Annotated in this window: 13 protein-coding genes; 6 read left to right on the forward strand and 7 right to left on the reverse strand. The window is 68.5% G+C overall.

Features of this window, described 5'->3' with window-relative positions; genetic code table 11:
• Nucleotides 1-152: 152 nt before the first annotated feature.
• Entirely contained in the window at nt 153-3,104 is a 2,952-nt protein-coding gene (locus ASD55_RS02795; protein ID WP_056763570.1) for an EAL domain-containing protein, read from the forward strand.
• Between the two features lie 9 nt (nt 3,105-3,113).
• On the opposite strand, the gene ASD55_RS02800 is transcribed toward ASD55_RS02795, so the two are convergent.
• From ASD55_RS02800 to ASD55_RS02815, 4 genes are all read right to left on the reverse strand, one after another.
• Nucleotides 3,114-3,767 carry a DsbA family oxidoreductase gene (locus tag ASD55_RS02800; protein WP_056763572.1) on the reverse strand — a complete coding sequence of 218 codons (654 nt, stop codon included), beginning with the start codon at nt 3,765-3,767 and terminating at the stop codon, nt 3,114-3,116.
• A gap of 78 nt (nt 3,768-3,845) precedes the next feature.
• Nucleotides 3,846-5,489, reverse strand: coding sequence for an NAD(P)/FAD-dependent oxidoreductase (locus ASD55_RS02805; RefSeq protein WP_056763574.1), 1,644 nt, complete (start codon nt 5,487-5,489; stop codon nt 3,846-3,848).
• 87 nt (nt 5,490-5,576) lie between these two features.
• Complete coding sequence (locus ASD55_RS02810) at nt 5,577-6,083, reverse strand: DUF1993 domain-containing protein (protein WP_056763576.1); 507 nt, start codon at nt 6,081-6,083, stop codon at nt 5,577-5,579.
• Nucleotides 6,080-7,417, reverse strand: coding sequence for a TCR/Tet family MFS transporter (locus tag ASD55_RS02815; RefSeq protein WP_235577705.1), 1,338 nt, complete (start codon nt 7,415-7,417; stop codon nt 6,080-6,082). Before ASD55_RS02815 ends, ASD55_RS02810 begins: the two co-directional genes overlap by 4 nt.
• A 142-nt stretch (nt 7,418-7,559) precedes the next feature.
• On the opposite strand from ASD55_RS02815, the gene ASD55_RS02820 reads away from it, so the two are divergent.
• The gene (locus ASD55_RS02820) at nt 7,560-9,266 is read left to right on the forward strand and encodes a Zn-dependent hydrolase (protein ID WP_056763580.1); all 1,707 of its coding nucleotides are present in this window, start codon (nt 7,560-7,562) and stop codon (nt 9,264-9,266) included.
• Nucleotides 9,267-9,297: 31 nt separating this feature from the next.
• Here ASD55_RS02820 and ASD55_RS02825 read toward each other — a convergent pair whose 3' ends face one another.
• Nucleotides 9,298-10,128 carry an alpha/beta fold hydrolase gene (locus ASD55_RS02825; RefSeq protein ID WP_056764446.1) on the reverse strand — a complete coding sequence of 277 codons (831 nt, stop codon included), beginning with the start codon at nt 10,126-10,128 and terminating at the stop codon, nt 9,298-9,300.
• The gene (hemH, locus tag ASD55_RS02830; RefSeq protein WP_056764448.1) at nt 10,121-11,257 is read right to left on the reverse strand and encodes a ferrochelatase; all 1,137 of its coding nucleotides are present in this window, start codon (nt 11,255-11,257) and stop codon (nt 10,121-10,123) included. Before hemH ends, ASD55_RS02825 begins: the two co-directional genes overlap by 8 nt.
• A gap of 132 nt (nt 11,258-11,389) precedes the next feature.
• Between hemH and ASD55_RS02835 the strand changes: the two genes are divergently transcribed.
• Genes ASD55_RS02835 through tatC form a run of 4 tightly spaced genes read left to right on the forward strand, consistent with a single transcriptional unit; the run spans nt 11,390 to nt 13,588 of the window.
• Complete coding sequence (locus ASD55_RS02835) at nt 11,390-12,079, forward strand: lipid-binding SYLF domain-containing protein (protein ID WP_056717094.1); 690 nt, start codon at nt 11,390-11,392, stop codon at nt 12,077-12,079.
• Between the two features lie 60 nt (nt 12,080-12,139).
• A complete protein-coding gene (gene tatA / locus ASD55_RS02840; protein ID WP_056717093.1) occupies nt 12,140-12,379 on the forward strand; it encodes a Sec-independent protein translocase subunit TatA in 240 nt (79 codons plus the stop codon).
• Nucleotides 12,380-12,396: 17 nt separating this feature from the next.
• Nucleotides 12,397-12,843 carry a Sec-independent protein translocase protein TatB gene (gene tatB / locus ASD55_RS02845; RefSeq protein WP_056717092.1) on the forward strand — a complete coding sequence of 149 codons (447 nt, stop codon included), beginning with the start codon at nt 12,397-12,399 and terminating at the stop codon, nt 12,841-12,843.
• Complete coding sequence (tatC, locus tag ASD55_RS02850; RefSeq protein WP_056717091.1) at nt 12,830-13,588, forward strand: twin-arginine translocase subunit TatC; 759 nt, start codon at nt 12,830-12,832, stop codon at nt 13,586-13,588. The genes tatB and tatC overlap by 14 nt, the downstream gene beginning before the upstream one ends.
• A gap of 16 nt (nt 13,589-13,604) precedes the next feature.
• Here tatC and ASD55_RS02855 read toward each other — a convergent pair whose 3' ends face one another.
• Nucleotides 13,605-15,779 carry a primosomal protein N' gene (locus ASD55_RS02855; protein WP_056763582.1) on the reverse strand — a complete coding sequence of 725 codons (2,175 nt, stop codon included), beginning with the start codon at nt 15,777-15,779 and terminating at the stop codon, nt 13,605-13,607.
• Nucleotides 15,780-15,799 lie beyond the last annotated feature (20 nt).

Consider the following 15,799-nt stretch of genomic DNA (forward strand, 5'->3'; position numbering starts at 1 on the left):
TGACCGGTACAAAGGCACAGTCTATCGGTATTGCGTGTTCCGCCCCATGCAGGCAGGCTCGGTCCTGTCTGGCAAGGTCTTGCCGCGTCGGTGCGAAGCGGTATCCTGACCAACCGGCGTTGGCAGGCCCGGGACTGGGGGAGTCTTCAACGATGAAGCAGGCGGGCGCGGTCGGCTCGGCATCGTACGAGGGAGCGCAGCAGCTGAGCTGGCTGGCTCGGCTGATCATCGCGCATACCCCGGAGGAAGTGGCCACCGGCGTGGCCGGCCTGGTCAGGGCGCATCTGGATTGCCTGGCGGCCGAAGTCCTGTGGGGCAGCGGTGCCCTGGAGTACGTGCAGCAGCACAGCCCGGGGCTGGTGGCGGAAGCCGACGCGCCCTGGCTCGATGCCGCGCGCGCCAGCTCGCAGCCGCTGTGGCATGCCGACGGTCGCCGCGCCGCCGTGCGGCTGTGCGAGCAGCCCGAACCCGTGCTGCTGGTGCTGCGCACGGCGCACCCGGCGTCCGGCCTGTTCGAGGCGTTGCAGGAGCCGCTGACGCTCGCCGGGCAACTGCTGCAGCGGGCGCTGGAATGGGTGGAACTGCGCGATTCGCACGAACAGCTGGAGCGCTCGGAGAACCTGCAGCGCGCGCTGTTCGCGATCTCCGACCTGGCCGGCTCCGAACGCGACATGCCGGACATGCTGCGTGGCATCCATGCCATCGTCAGCACGCTGATGTACGCGGAAAACATGTTCATCGTGACGCGCAACGCGGGCGAAAACACGGTGCGCTTCCTCTACTACGTCGATGTCGTGGACCCCGCCATTCCCGGCGACGGCCAGGACATGCCGATGAGTGCGATCGAGCACACGCTGACCTGGTACGTGATGCGCGACGGCAATGCGCGGATGGGCAACGCCGAGGAACTGCGCAACCAGGCGCCGGGCCCGGTGGCCGTGATCGGACCGGACAGCCACGACTGGCTCGGCGTGCCGATGCTGCGCGACGGTCATGTCGGCGGCGCGCTGGTGGTGCAGAGCTACCAGCAAAACATCGGCTTCAGCGAGGAAGATCTCGCCCTGCTGCAGTTCGTCGGCAGCCACATCCTGACCGCGCTGGAGCGCAAGCAGGGCAAGGACGAACTCGAACGCCAGGTGCAGCAACGCACCGTGCAACTGGCCGAGGCCAATCGCGGCCTGCAGATGGAAGTGATCGAACGGCAGCGCGCCGAGCATCTGCAGGCCGCGCTGTTCCGGATCGCCGAGATGGCCACCGCCGACATCGATCAGGACGCCTTCTACCGACGCGTGCACGGCGTGGTGGGCGAGCTGCTGAACGCGGAGAACTTCTTCATCGCGCTGCTTTCCGACGATCGCCAGAAGCTGACCTTTCCCTACTCGGTGGACGCCGTGCTGGCGCCGCCGGCCGAGCGCCCGCTGGGCCGCGGCCTCAGCGAGTACGTGCTGCGCCAGGGCACCGAGTTTCGGCTGGACAATGCGCAGATCGAGGAGCTTGAACGACAGGGCGAGATCGCGCCCGGCCGCATGGGCTCGCCGGCGATGTGCTGGCTGGGCGTGCCGCTGGTCGTCGGTGACGAGGTGATCGGCCTGGTCACCGTGCAGAGCTACCGGCCCGACGTGGTGTACGGGGCGGCCGACCAGGAACTGCTGAGTTTTGCCGCATCGCAGATCGCCAACAGCCTGAGCCGGCGGCGCTCGGCCGAGACGTTGCGGCGCGCCTACGGCGAACTGGAGCAGCGGGTGGAGGAACGCACGCTGGCGCTGCGCAAGGAAATCATCGAGCGCGAGCGCATGCAGGACCAGCTGCGCCACCAGGTCATGCACGATTCGCTGACCGGCCTGCCCAATCGCAGCTACCTGCGCGACCGCATCGATCGCGTGCTCGCCACGATGCGGCACAACCCGGACCAGCGCTGTGCGCTGCTGTACCTGGACGTCGACCGCTTCAAGATCATCAACGACAGCCTCGGCCACCTTGCCGGCGACGAAGTGCTGAAGGAAGTGGCGAACCGCCTCGCCGCCTGCGTGCGCCATCCCGACCTGGTGGCGCGGCTGGCCGGTGACGAATTCGCGATCCTTCTGGAACAGGAGGAGCTGCCGCCGGCGGCCACCACGGTGGCGCAGCGCGTGCTGGATGCGCTGGGCCCGCCGATGCTGGTGGCCGGCAAGGAGCTGCAGGTGACCGCCAGCGTCGGGATCGCGATGGGCGACGACCACTACGCCACCGCCGACGAGATGCTGCGTGATGCGGACATCGCGCTGTATCGCGCCAAGGAACTTGGCCGCAAGCGCTTCGCGATGTTCGACGAGACCCTGGCCAAGAACGTGGTCGACGTGCTGGCGATGGAAGGCGAGTTGCGCCAGGCGCTGCAGCACGACCAGTTCGAGCCGTACTTCCAGCCGATCTGCGCGCTGGACGGCAGTGACCGCGTGCTCGGCTACGAGGCGCTGATCCGCTGGAACCATCCCCGGCGCGGCGTGCTGGTTCCCGGCGACTTCCTGAAGATCGCCGAGGACAGCGGCCTGGTCGAGGCGATCGACTGGCGCATGTTCGAACTGAGCTGCCGGGAACTGCTGCGCCATGGCGACGGCGAGGCGTTCATGACCATCAACGTCTCGGCCCTGCACCTGCGCCACGCCGATTTCGATCGCCGCCTGGTGCAGCTGCTGGAAACCACCGGGCTGCCGCCGTCGCGGCTGGTGGTGGAAGTCACCGAGGGCGCCCTGCTGGACAATCCCGAACACGTGCGGGCCACGCTGGACCGCCTGCGGCTGATCGGCGTCGGCGCCGCGCTGGACGATTTCGGCACCGGCTATTCGTCGCTGAGCTACCTGCATTCGCTGCCGCTGCGCATCCTGAAGATCGACCGCGCCTTCGTGCACGAGCTGGACAAGGGCGCGAACACCTCGGGCACCACGGTGGTCGCCGCGATCCTGGCGCTGGCGCGGGCGCTGAACATCCAGGTGATCGCCGAGGGCATCGAGACGCCGATCCAGCGCGGCGCGCTGATCGCGATGGGTTGCGAGATGGGCCAGGGCTACCTGCTCGGCCGCCCCGCGCCGATCGCCCGGCCATCGGCGGCCGTCGGTGGCGCGGCCTGAGTCCGCGGCCTACTCGCCCGCAGCAATCTGCCGCAAGGCCTGCTCGAACGCCTCCGGCGGCTGGCCACCGGAAATCAGGTGCTGGCCGTTGACGATGGTGGCCGGCACCGAATGGATGCCGCGCGAGGTGAAGAACCGTTCCTGCTCGCGGACGTCGTCGGCGTACTCGTCGCCGGCCAGGATCTGCCGTGCGCGCTCACCGTCCAGTCCCGCCTCGATGGCTAGGCGCTGCAAGGTGTCGTGCGCGCTGACGTCCTCGCCATCGGTGAAGTACGCGCGCAGCAGGATCTGCTTCAGCGCCAGCTGTCGACCTTCCAGCCCGGCCCAGTGCAGCAGCCGGTGCGCATCGAAGGTGTTGTAGACGCGGCTGCGCCGATCCATGTTGAAGGTGAAGCCCAGCGCCGCGCCACGCTCGCGGATCGCCGCGCGGTTGGCGTCGATCTGCTCGGCACTGCTGCCGTACTTGCGCACCAGGTGCTCGGTGGAATCCTCGCCTGCGGCCGCCATCTGCGGATTCAGCTCGAACGGCTGGAAGTGGATCTCGGCGCTGATCTCGCCGTCGAGCCTGGCCAGCGCCTGCTGCAGCGAAGCCAGTCCCACCGCGCACCAGGGGCAGGAAACGTCGGAGACGAAGTCGATGCGGAGGGTGGCGGGGGTGGTCATGGCAGGCCTTCGAACAGGGATCGGACCCTTCAGAATTGGGGCGCTGCGCAGCTGTTCAATGGTGACGAGGGTCGGTGTTCACCGGGTCATGTCCAAGGCCACCGCCTCGGCAATCCTGATCCCGTCCACCGCGGCGGAGAGGATGCCGCCGGCGTAACCGGCGCCTTCGCCGGCGGGATACAGGCCGCGGGTGTTGAGGCTTTGCAGGCTGTCGTCGCGCTTGATGCGCACGGGCGAGGAGGTGCGCGTCTCCACGCCGGTGAGGATCGCGTCGGGCATCGCGTAGCCGCGGACCTGCCGTTCGAATGCGGGCAGCGCTTCGCGGATCGCGGCGAGGGCGTAGTCGGGCAGGGCGCTGTCCAGGCTGCCAAGCATCACGCCGGGCTTGTACGACGGCTGCACCTCGCCGAACTCGCGCGAGGCGCGGCCGGCAAGGAAATCGCCGACCAGCTGCGCCGGCGCGCTGTAATTTTCGCCACCCAGCGCATAGGCGTGGCTTTCCAGCGCACGCTGCAGCGCGATGCCGGCCAGCGGGCCGCCGGCAGGATCGAACGCGGCAAAGTCCGACGGCTCGATGCCGACCACCACCGCCGCGTTCGCGTTGCGCTCGTTGCGCGAATACTGGCTCATGCCGTTGGTGACCACGCGGCCCGGTTCGCTGGTGGCCGCCACCACGGTGCCGCCGGGGCACATGCAGAAGCTGTACACCGAGCGTCCGTTGCCCGCGTGGCTGCCCTTGCAGTGATGCACCAGCTTGTAGTCGGCCGCGCCAAGAATGGGATGGCCGGCCTGCGGGCCGAAGCGGGCGCGATCGATCACCGATTGCGGATGTTCGATGCGGAAGCCGATCGAGAACGGCTTCGCCTCGAGATAGACGTCGCGGGCGTGCAGCATCTCGAAGGTGTCGCGTGCGCTGTGGCCCAGCGCCAGCACCACGTGGTCGGAGCGGATCTGCTCGCCGCTGGCCAGGGTGACGCCGCGCACGCGGCGTTCGCCGTCCGCGTCGGCGTCGATCAGCAGGTCGTCCACGCGCTGGCTGAAGCGGATCTCGCCGCCCAGCGACTCGATCGTCTCGCGCATGTTCTCCACCATCGACACCAGCCGGAAGGTGCCGATGTGCGGCTTGCTGACGTAGAGGATTTCCTCCGGCGCGCCGGCCTTGACGAACTCGGTCAGCACCTTGCGGCCATGGTGCTGCGGATCGCGGATCTGGCTGTACAGCTTGCCGTCGGAAAACGTGCCGGCGCCGCCCTCGCCGAACTGCACGTTGGACTCCGGATGCAGCTCGCGCTTGCGCCACAGGTCCCAGGTGTCCCTGGTGCGCTCGCGCACGGCCTTGCCCCGGTCGAGGATGATCGGGCGAAAGCCCATCTGGGCCAGGACCAGTCCCACGAACAGCCCGCAGGGGCCGAAACCGATCACCAGGGGACGATGGGGCAGTTGCGCGGGCGCCTTCGCCACGAAGTGGTAGTCGGTGTCCGGCGTCGGTTGCACGTGCGGATCGTCGGCGTAGCGCTGCAGCAGCTCGGCTTCGCGGGGCGTGTCGATATCCACCGCATAGATCAGCGCGATCGCGCCGCGCTTGCGCGCGTCATGGCCGCGCCGCGCCACGGCGTAGCTGCGGATGTCGGCCGCCGCGAGGTGCAGGCGCTTGCGGATCGCCGCCGCCAGTTCGGCCTCGTCGTGATCGAGGGGCAGCTTGAGGTCGCTCAGTCGCAGCATGGTCCAGCATTCCGTGAAGGCATCAGTTGCATGCGACGATTTTCGCAGATATCGCGCCGCCGCGAAGATCGCGGCGGCGCGCGGCGATCAGGCCTGGCCGATGAAGTCGGTCTTGCCGATGTCGGTGCCGGCCTCGCGCAGGATGTTGTACGCGGTGGTGCAGTGGAAGAACAGGTTGGGGATGGTGAAGCCGAACAGGTAAGCCTGGCCCGCGAAGGTCATCTCGCCGGTGCGCATCTTCATCACGACGGTGCGGTTTTCGCTGCCGTCGATTTGTTCCGGCGTGAAGCTCTTGATGTATTCGATCGCGCGTTCGATGCGGCCGTACGCCTGTTCCAGCGTGGTCTCGCTGTCCTCGAACGATTGGGGTTCGACGCCGGCCAGACGGGCGGCGCCACGGGCGGCCATGTCGCAGGCGATCTGGATCTGCTTGATCAGCGGCAGCATGTCGGGGATCAGTCGCGTCTGCAGCAGCACCTCGTCGCTGACGTTCTTCGATTTCGCGTGTTCGGCACCTTTCTTCAGCACATGCGTGAGGTTGGTCAGCGCGCGGGTGAAAACGGGGACGGAGGCTTGGTACATGGACAGCGTCATGGGTGACTCTCCTGCGGTTCGTGAAGTGATTCGGGCAAGGGGTTGATGGCCAGCGCGGGCAGATCGCCGGTGAGCACGACGGGCGCGGCCTCGTCGGGTTGCGGTGCGACGACGGCGGGCAGATTTCGGGTGACCCGCGCCGCGACCACCAGGCCGACCAGCATCAGCACGGCCGAGAGCACGAACGCGGCGCCTGGCAGATGGACGGGCGAACCCGGCGCGATCGACAGCGCGAAAATCTGTGCAAACAGATACGGCCCGAAGATGCCGGCGAAACTGCCCAGGCTGCCGATCGCGCCTTGCAGCCGGCCCTGCTCGGACGGATCGACCTGCTGCGTCATGATCGACTGGATCGGCGGCATCGCCAGCCCCCATAGCGCCAGCAGCGGTATGCCGAACAGGAACGCCCAGCCCACGTTGGCCACGCCCATCACCAGGAACGCACCGACGCCGAACAGCATGCCGGCCAGCAGCACGCGGCGCTCGCCGAAGCGCGGCGCCAGCTTGCCGGTGAGCACCGCCTGCACGAAACCGTCGCAGCCGCCGACCAGCATCAGCACGTAGCCGACCGCCTGCGGGCCCCAGTGGTAGCGGTAATCCGCGTACAGCACGAACACCGTCTGCAGCACGTAATGAGCGAGATAGACCATGAACAGCACCACTGCCAGGCCGAGTACCTGCGGCTGGCGGCGCAGCAGTTTCAGCGAGCCGAACGGATGCGCGCTGTGCAATTCGAGTCGGGCCGTGCGGCGTTCCTTCGGCAGTGATTCGGGCAGGACGAAACAGCCATACAGGAAGTTGCACAGCGCCAGTCCCGCGGCCACCCAGAACGGCAGGCGCAGCGCGATGCTGCCCAGGAAACCGCCCAGGCCCGGGCCGATGATGAAGCCCAGGCCGAATGCGCTGCCGAGGATGCCGAACGCGACCGCGCGCTTTTCCTTCGGCACGATGTCGGCGATGTAGGCATTGGCCGTGCTGAAGCTGGCTGCGGTCATGCCCAGCAGGATGCGCGCCGCGAACAGCATCCACAGCGTGGGCGCCAGCGCCAGCACCACGAAGTCCACGGCCAGGCCGAGGTTGGAGATCAGGATCACCGGCCGCCGGCCGTAGCGATCGGACAGCGCGCCCTGCACCGGCGAGAACACGAACTGCACGATCGCGAACACCGTGCTGAAGATGCCCACCCACCACGCCGCCTTCGCGATGCCGCCGCCGGCCAGCTGCTCGATCAGGTGAGGCAGTACCGGGATGATGATGCCGAACGCCAGCATGTCCAGCAGCACGGTGACGTAGATGAAGGCCAGCGCGGCGCGATGGCGCGGAGCGACAGGCATCGGCGACTGGTTCATGGGCGTGGCGAGGCGGAGGGACTGCGACGATAGCCGAAGCGGGGGCGCCGCGGCATGTGCATCCGGTCAGGTATCGCCGCGGCATCGGCGCGATACCATGGAGCATTCTCCTGCCAGGACTGCCCTCATGGTTCGACGTCTGCTTCCCGTCTGTCTGCTGCTGGCGCTCGCCGGCTGCTCTTCCCACCAGGACGCGCCGGCGCAGGCGCCGGTGTCGAAGGAGGAGCTGGCCCCCGCGCCCGCCGCCACGGCGTCGGATGCCGTCGAGTCCGCCGCGGCCGTGCGCAAGCACCTGGCCGACTACGCCACGGTCAAGCTCACTGCCGACCTGTCGAAGTTCGATGCCCAACAGCAGCAGATGATCGCCTTGCTGGTCGAGGCCGCGGACAGCATGAACGCGCTGTACTGGAAACAGGGCTGGGGCGACAAGGACGCGCTGCTGGCGAAGATCAGCGACCCGTCGGTGCGCGAGTTCGCCGAGATCAACTACGGCCCGTGGGACCGGCTGGACAACGACAAGCCCTTCGTCGACGGCATCGGCCCGCGTCCGGCCGGCGCGCAGTTCTACCCGGCCGACATGACGAAGGAGCAGTTCGAGCAGTCGCCGCTGAAGGACAAGACCGGGCTGTACACCTTGCTGCGCCGCGACGACAAGGGCCAGCTGATCAGCGTGCCCTACCACGAGGCGTACAAGGCCGAACTGGAAAAGACCGCCGGCCTGCTGCGCGAAGCCGCGAAACTGGCGAAGGATGCGGGCTTCCGCAAGTACCTCACGATGCGCGCCGCCGCGCTGCTCAGCGATGACTACCAGGCCAGCGACTTCGCCTGGATGGACATGAAGAGCAACCCGGTCGACATCGTGATCGGTCCGATCGAAACCTACGAGGACCAGCTGTTCGGCTACAAGGCCAGCTACGAATCCTACGTGCTGATCAAGGACCAGGCGTGGAGCGCGAAACTCGCGCGCTTCGCCAAATACCTGCCCGAACTGCAGCGCGGCCTGCCGGTGGCCGACAAGTACAAGGCGGAGAAACCCGGCTCCGACGCCGACCTCAACGCCTACTTCGCGATCTACTACGGCGGCGACGCCAACGTCGGCGCCAAGACCATCGCGATCAACCTGCCCAACGATGAGCAGGTGCAGCTGAAGAAGGGCACGCGCCGCCTGCAGCTGGAAAACGTGATGCAGGCGAAGTTCGACAAGATCATGCTGCCGATCGGCAAGGAACTGATCGCCGACGACCAGCAGAAGAACCTCACCTTCGATGCGTTCTTCCAGAACACCATGTTCCACGAAGTGGCGCACGGTCTCGGCATCAAGGAAACACTTGACGGCAAAGGCACTGTACGCAAGGCGCTGAAGGACCAGGCCTCCAGCTTCGAGGAAGGCAAGGCCGACATCCTCGGCCTGTACATGGTCAGCAAGCTGGCCGACAAGGGCGAGCTGGACAAGTCGAAGCTGATGGACAACTACGTCACCTTCCTCGCCGGCATCCTGCGCTCGGTGCGCTTCGGCGCCAGCGACGCGCACGCCAAGGCGAACATGGTGCGCTTCAACTTCTTCAAGCAGCAGGGCGCCTTCACCCGCGATGAGACCACCGGTCGCTACCGCGTCGACTTCGACAAGATGACCGCGGCGATGAACGCGCTGTCGGCGAAGCTGCTGACCATCCAGGGCGACGGCGATTACGAAGCCGCGAAACAGCTCACCGAGCAGATGGGCAACGTCGACGCCGGGCTCGCCGGCGACCTGAAGCGACTCGACCAGGCGCACATCCCGGTCGACATCCGCTTCGAGCAGGGCTTGGACGTGCTGGGCCTCAAGCAGCCCTGATGCATGAGGACGCAGGCGGGCAGTGCCCGCCCTACGCGGCGGCGATCCAGTCGGCGACGGCCTGCGGGTGTTCCAGGTGCAGGTGATGGCCACCGTCCATGTGCGTCACGGTGATGTTCGCCACGCAGGCGGCGCGCGCCTGCATCATCGCGTCGGGCAGGTACGAGGTGTCCGGCTGCGCCAGCAGCAGGGCGGTGGGTGCGGTGATGCCGCGCAGCAGGGCATGCACCTGCGATTCGGCCAGTCGGCTGGCGCTCGATCGGGTCAACCGTGGATCGCTGCGCCAACGCCAGCCGCCGCCGGTTTCGAGCAGCCCACGTTCGACGATGGGACGGGCCAGTTCGGTGGCCAGGCCGCTGACCATGTTGCGTGCGTCGACTGCCTGTTCGATGCTGTGGAACACCCGCAGGGGCTTGTCGCTGCGCGGCGCCAGTGCATCGCGAAAGCGCTGCAGGGTGTGCGAGCCATCGTCGCCGAGCGGGCCCAATCCTTCGATCAGCAACAGCCGCTCGATCCGCTGCGGCCGCGCGCTGGCCACCAGCGCGGCGACGCCGGCGCCCAGCGAATGCCCGAGCAGGGTGTAGCGCGCAAGCTGCAGCGCATCCGCGGCGGCCAGCACGTCGCGCACGTAGTCGAGGAAGTGGTAATGGCTGCCGGCGGGCAGGTGATCGGAGTGGCCGTGGCCGGGCAGCTCCAGCGCGATCACATGATGATGTTCCGCCAGCAGGGGCGCCAGCCGCGCAAAGCTGCCGGCGTTGTCGAGCCAGCCGTGCAGGGCCAGCAGGGGCGGCAGCGCGGCGTCGCCCCAGCGCTGCGCGCGCAGCGAGCACGGCGGCAGGTCGATCGTGACGAACTCACTCATGGCCGGCGCGGACGGCCGCTGCCCGCTGCCCCGCCTGGATGCGCTTTTGCCGGTGCGCGGCGGCATCGTAGTCGGCGGCGAACTCGGGCCAGCCCTGGGTGTGCCGCAGCACCAGCGCGGCGAGGCTGTCGACCTGGTCCGGACTGTCGTTGAGCGCGGGGATGTAGCGCAGCGCTTCGCCGCCAGCGCCGATGAAGAAGTCGCGGTTCTGCATGGCGATCTCTTCCAGCGTCTCCAGGCAATCCACCGCGAAACCCGGACAGGCCACGTCGAGCTTGCGCACGCCCTCGGCGGCGAGCCGGCGCACGGTGGCGTCGGTGTACGGATGCAGCCAGCGTTCGCGACCGACCCGCGACTGGAAGCTCACCACCAGCTGTTGCTGGTCCAGTTGCAAGCGCTCGCGCAACAGCCGCGCGGTGGCGTGGCACTGGCAGAAATACGGGTCGCCTTCGTGCAGGTAGCGCTCGGGAATGCCGTGGAACGACAGCAGCAGCTTGTCGCCGCGGCCGTTCGCGGCCCACCAGCGTTCGATGCTCCGCGCCAGCGCCTCGATGTGCGCCGGATCGTCGTGGTAGTCGTTGACGATGCGCAGTTCCGGCGGCCAGCGCAGCTGCTTGATGGTGTCGGCGACCGCGTCGAGCACCGAGCCGGTGGAGGTGCCCGAATACTGCGGGTACAGCGGCAGCACCAGCAGCCGGCGCACGCCTTCGCGCTGCAGCTGTTCGATCGCCTGGCGCACCGAAGGCTCGCCATAGCGCATCGCCAGCGCCACCTTCACCGGCGCCTGTGGCCGTTGCCGGGCGATTTCCGTTTGCAGCGCCGTGGCCAGCGCCTCGCTGCCGAAACGCAGCGGCGAGCCGCGGGTGTCCCAGATTCTGGCGTAGGCATGCGCCGAACGTTTGGGCCGCAGGCGCAGGATCACCCCGTGCAGGATCAGCCACCACAGCCAGCGCGGATACTCGATCACCCGCGGATCGGCGAGGAACTCCGCCAGGTAGGGGCGCACTGCGCGGGCCGTCGGCGCGGTCGGCGTGCCCAGGTTGACCAGCAGGACGCCAGCCTGAACGGGCTGAACATCCGGGTCATGGGAATAGCCGGCAAGGCCGGTATAGTTGTTGCGAAATGGCATGGTGGTGATCGTGACGACGTCGATCAGTGAGTCTGCCACAAGCCCGCTACCCCCACTTGGCGTCGGGGCCGGGTTCGACACGTATCCCCCGATTCCAGCCGAAACCGACCCCGAACCGAAGCGGAGCTGCCCATGTTGAACAAATCAATGCGACGACTGCTGCTGATCGGCATGGCCCTGTTGCTGCCGGCGATGGCCGCGCACGCCGAGGATCCGCCGCTGGTGCGCGCCAGCAACGCCGTGCGCGTGATGAACGACATCATGCAGGCGCCGGACAAGGCGATTCCGCAGGACCTGTTGCGCAATGCGCGGGCCATCGCGGTGATCCCGGACATGATCAAGGCCGGTTTCATCTTCGGCGGTCGCCGTGGCGAAGGGCTGATCTCGGTGAAGAGCCCGGACGGCACCTGGTCCAATCCCAGCTTCATCACCATGACCGGCGGCAGCGTGGGCTTCCAGGCCGGCGTGTCCTCCACCGACGTGATCCTGGTGTTCCGCACCCAGCGCGGCGTGGATTCGATCGTCAACGGCAAGTTCACCCTCGGCGCGGATGCGTCGGCCGCGGCCGGCCCGGTGGGTCGCACCGCCAGCGCCTCCACCGATGCCCAGCTGAAGGCCGAGATCTATTCGTACTCGCGCAGCCGGGGCCTGTTCGCCGGTGTCGCACTCGACGGTTCGGCGCTGCGCATCGACTATGATGCGAATGCTGCCGTGTATGGCGCCGGCGTGACCCCGCGGCGCATCTTCGAGGGCGGCGTCAGCAACGTGCCCACGCCCGTGGTGGACTTCCGCGACCGCCTCGAAGAGTACACTTCGCGCTGATGCGGAATGCCGGCCCGTGCGGGCTGGCGTTTCCGGTTCGATCCGTTTTCGAGGTAATACATGAGCATCTGGCACCTGATCATCCTGCTGGTCGTGGTCGTAGTGATCTTTGGCACCGGCAAGCTGCGCAACATCGGCTCCGATCTCGGTGGTGCCATGCGCGACTTCAAGAAGGGCCTGAACGGCGACGAGGAAGAAGCCAAGCGCAAGGAAGAGGCCGAGCGCCTGCGCGCCGATCCGCCCGCGTCGTCCGCTGGCCAGACCACGCAGAGTCAGCGCGACTCCAGCGATCCGAAGTAAGCCGGCGGGTTGCGGCGATGATCGAGATCAGCTTCGGCAAGCTGGTGCTGCTGGCGCTCATCGCGCTGATCGTGCTCGGCCCGGAAAAGCTGCCGGGCGCGGCGCGCACCGCCGGTGCGCTGCTGCGCCGCATGCGCAGTGGCTGGGACAACGTGCGCGCCGAAGTGGAGCGCGAATTGCAGATTGAGGAAATCAGGCGCACCGCGCGCGAGGCGGCCGCGCGGGCCGAAGCCGCGCAGGCGGAGCTGGATGCGGCCGTGCAGAAGGTCCGCGACGTGGGCAACGAGATTCCGCCGCCTGCCGCGACGGCGGTCGAGGCGGGCGAGGAACCCCCGATCATGCTGCCGCTGGTGGAGGCGCCGTCAGCGCCTGCCGCCGCCGATGATGCCGGATCCGACGACCGTACCGGCGACCTGTTCGCCCCGGTGAAGTCTCACGCGGAGCCGCCGCATGGCCACGCCTGAGCCCGACATCGACCTGCAGCAAGGCCTGTTCTCGCACCTGCTGGAGCTGCGCACGCGCCTGCTCAAGGCCTGCGCCACGGTGCTGCTGGTGCTGCTGGCGCTGGTGCCGTTCGCCAACCGCCTGTACACCGAACTGGCCGCGCCGCTGGTGGCGCGCCTGCCGCAGGGCGCGCACCTGATCGCCACCGAGGTGGCCAGCCCGTTCGTGACGCCGCTGAAGCTGGCGTTCTACGCGTCGCTGTTCATCAGCATGCCGATGATCCTGTACCAGCTGTGGGCCTTCGTCAGCCCCGGGCTGTACAAGCACGAGAAACGCCTGGCCCGCCCGCTGCTGGCCGCGGCGCTGGTGCTGTTCTACGTCGGCTGCGCGTTCGCCTATTTCCTGGTGCTGCCGGCGGCGTTCCGCTTCCTCACCGCGGTGACTCCGCAGGGCGTGGAGATGATGACCGACATCACCCACTACCTCGACTTCGTGATGCTGATGTTCTTCGCCTTCGGACTGTGCTTCGAAGTGCCGGTGGCCGTGGTGGTGCTGGCCGCGGTGGGCATCGTGGACGTGGACAAGCTGCGCAGCGGTCGTCGCTACGCGATCGTGGGCGCGTTCGCGATCGCCGCCTTCATCACCCCGCCGGACATCACCTCGATGATCATGCTGGCGGTGCCGATGTGCCTGCTCTACGAGCTGGGTGTGCTGGCGGTGCGCTGGCTGGTCAAGCCGGTGAAGCCGACTCCGGCCGGCAGCTGATCGCGCGCCAACGACGTCAGTACAAATCGATCGGATCGACATCCAGCGACCAGCGCAGCTTGCGCGCCAGCGGAAGTTTGGCCAGCGCCAGCTGCCACGAGCGCAGCATGCCGTGCAGGCTGCGCCGGCTGGCGGCTTCCAGCAGTAGTTGGGCGCGATGACGGCCGGCGCGCAGCGGCATCGGCGCGGGCATCGGGCCGGCGATCTGCAGCGAGTCGTCCTGCGGCAAGGCCGCACGTGCGGCGGCGAGGAAGCCGTCCACGTCCTCGCGCCGCACCGACTCGGCACGCAGCAGCACCTGGTGGCTGTATGGCGGCAACTGGATCAGCCGGCGTTCGGCCAGCAGCTCGCGCGCCGCCGCCGCATAGCCTTGCGCCAGCAGGCTGCGCAGCAGCGGGTGTGCCGGCTGGTGGGTCTGCAACACCACGCGGCCGGGCTTGCTGGCGCGGCCGGCGCGGCCGGCTACCTGCACCACCAACTGGGCCAGCCGTTCGCCCGCGCGGAAGTCGATGCTGTGCAGGCCTTCGTCGACACCGACGATGGCGACCAGGGTGAGGTTGGGCAGGTCGTGGCCCTTGGCCAGCATCTGGGTGCCGACCAGGATCGCCGGCTGGTCGTCGGCCAGCGTTTCCAGCAATTGCTCGAAGGCGTCCCGGCGCCGGGTGGTCTCGCGATCGACGCGCAGCACCGGCACCTGCGGAAACAGCGTGACCAGCGCCTCCTCCAGCCGCTCGGTGCCCTGGCCCTGCGGCTTGAGATCGCCGGCGCCGCAGGTGGGACAGGCGGCGGGCAGGCGCTGGCGATAATCGCAGTGGTGGCAGATCAACTGGCGCCGACCCGCGTGCAGGGTCAGCGGCCGCTCGCAGCGGGGACAGTCGGCGTGCCAGCCGCAGGCGTGGCACAACAACACCGGCGCGTAGCCGCGGCGGTTGCGGAACACCAGCGCCTGTTCGCCGCGCGCCACCGTGTCCGCCACCGCGGCCAGCAGGGCGGGCGACATGCCGTGCTCCAGCCGCTGCGCCCGCATGTCGATGATCTGCACCTGGGGCGGCCGTATCGCGCCGGGGCGTGCACGCAGGTGCAGGGTGCGATAGCGACCGGCCTCGGCGTTGGCCAGCGATTCCAGCGACGGCGTGCCCGAGCCCAGCAGCACCGGCACGCCCAGCGCCCGGGCGCGCACCACGGCCAGGTCGCGGGCGTGGTAGCGGAAGCCGTCCTGCTGCTTGTAGGAGCCGTCGTGTTCCTCGTCGACGATGATCAGCCCGGCCTGCGGCAGCGGGGTGAAGATCGCCGAGCGGGTGCCCAGGATCACCCGCGCCGTGCCGGCGCGTGCACGCAGCCAGGCGCGGGCGCGATCGCCCTCGGACAGGTTCGAATGCAGCACCTCGATCAGCACGCCGAGCCGCTGGCGCAGGCGCCGCACGGTCTGCGGCGCCAGGCCGATTTCCGGCACCAGCAGCAGGGCCTGCTTGCCCTGTGCCAGCACCTGTTCGATCAGCGCCAGGTAGACCTCGGTCTTGCCGCTGCCGGTGACGCCGTCGAGCAGGAAGGGCTGGAAGCTGCCGAGGCTGGCGCCCACCGTGGCCACCGCCTGCTGCTGCTCCTCGTTGAGTTGCGGTGCCGGCGATGCTGGCGGACGGTGATCTGCTGGCGGCCGTTCGCTGCGTTCGAGCAGGCCGGCCGCGGCCAGCCGCCGGGCCGCTTCGCGCCAGCCGGGCAGGCGTTCGGTCAGTTCCTGCGCGCTCAACGCTCCCGTGGCGAGCAGGGCCAGCAAGGCCTTGCTGCCGCCGCGCCGGTTGCCGGTATCGTGCGCGCTGCGCCCGCTTGCGGTGGTCGACCAGTACTCGTCGCCGATCGGCGGCAACGGCTTCGCTTCGCGCAAAGCCAGCGGCAAGGCGTTCGCGTATGCCTCGCCCGGCGCGCCGAGCCAGTAGTCGGCGGCCCAGGCCAGGGTCTGCATCAGTTCGGCGTCGAGCAGGGGCTCGTCGTCCAGCAGACGGGTCACCTGCTTCAGCCGGCCGCCCTCGACCGCGGCGGCGGCCTCGATCGCCACCACGACGCCGACGCGCTTGCCGCGGCCGAACGGCACCAGCACCCGACTGCCCACGCCAGCCTCTCCCGCGACCGGTGGCAGGTAATCGAACAGGGTAGGCAGGGGCACCGGCAGGGCGATGCGCAGGACGGCGGGCATGGGCAACCTCATGGGCGGGT

The sequence above is a fragment of the Rhodanobacter sp. Root561 genome (genome assembly GCF_001427365.1).
Classification (GTDB): Bacteria; Pseudomonadota; Gammaproteobacteria; order Xanthomonadales; family Rhodanobacteraceae; genus Rhodanobacter.

Excerpts from the sequence above, each read along its gene's own strand:
- ASD55_RS02795 (WP_056763570.1), top strand. The coding sequence starts at position 153 with ATGAAGCAGGCGGGCGCGGTCGGCTCGGCATCGTACGAGGGAGCGCAG.
- ASD55_RS02800 (WP_056763572.1), bottom strand. The coding sequence starts at position 3,767 with ATGACCACCCCCGCCACCCTCCGCATCGACTTCGTCTCCGACGTTTCC.
- ASD55_RS02805 (WP_056763574.1), bottom strand. The coding sequence starts at position 5,489 with ATGCTGCGACTGAGCGACCTCAAGCTGCCCCTCGATCACGACGAGGCC.
- ASD55_RS02810 (WP_056763576.1), bottom strand. The coding sequence starts at position 6,083 with ATGACGCTGTCCATGTACCAAGCCTCCGTCCCCGTTTTCACCCGCGCG.
- ASD55_RS02815 (WP_235577705.1), bottom strand. The coding sequence starts at position 7,417 with ATGCCTGTCGCTCCGCGCCATCGCGCCGCGCTGGCCTTCATCTACGTC.
- ASD55_RS02820 (WP_056763580.1), top strand. The coding sequence starts at position 7,560 with ATGGTTCGACGTCTGCTTCCCGTCTGTCTGCTGCTGGCGCTCGCCGGC.
- ASD55_RS02825 (WP_056764446.1), bottom strand. The coding sequence starts at position 10,128 with ATGAGTGAGTTCGTCACGATCGACCTGCCGCCGTGCTCGCTGCGCGCG.
- hemH (WP_056764448.1), bottom strand. The coding sequence starts at position 11,257 with ATGCCATTTCGCAACAACTATACCGGCCTTGCCGGCTATTCCCATGAC.
- ASD55_RS02835 (WP_056717094.1), top strand. The coding sequence starts at position 11,390 with ATGTTGAACAAATCAATGCGACGACTGCTGCTGATCGGCATGGCCCTG.
- tatA (WP_056717093.1), top strand. The coding sequence starts at position 12,140 with ATGAGCATCTGGCACCTGATCATCCTGCTGGTCGTGGTCGTAGTGATC.
- tatB (WP_056717092.1), top strand. The coding sequence starts at position 12,397 with ATGATCGAGATCAGCTTCGGCAAGCTGGTGCTGCTGGCGCTCATCGCG.
- tatC (WP_056717091.1), top strand. The coding sequence starts at position 12,830 with ATGGCCACGCCTGAGCCCGACATCGACCTGCAGCAAGGCCTGTTCTCG.
- ASD55_RS02855 (WP_056763582.1), bottom strand. The coding sequence starts at position 15,779 with ATGCCCGCCGTCCTGCGCATCGCCCTGCCGGTGCCCCTGCCTACCCTG.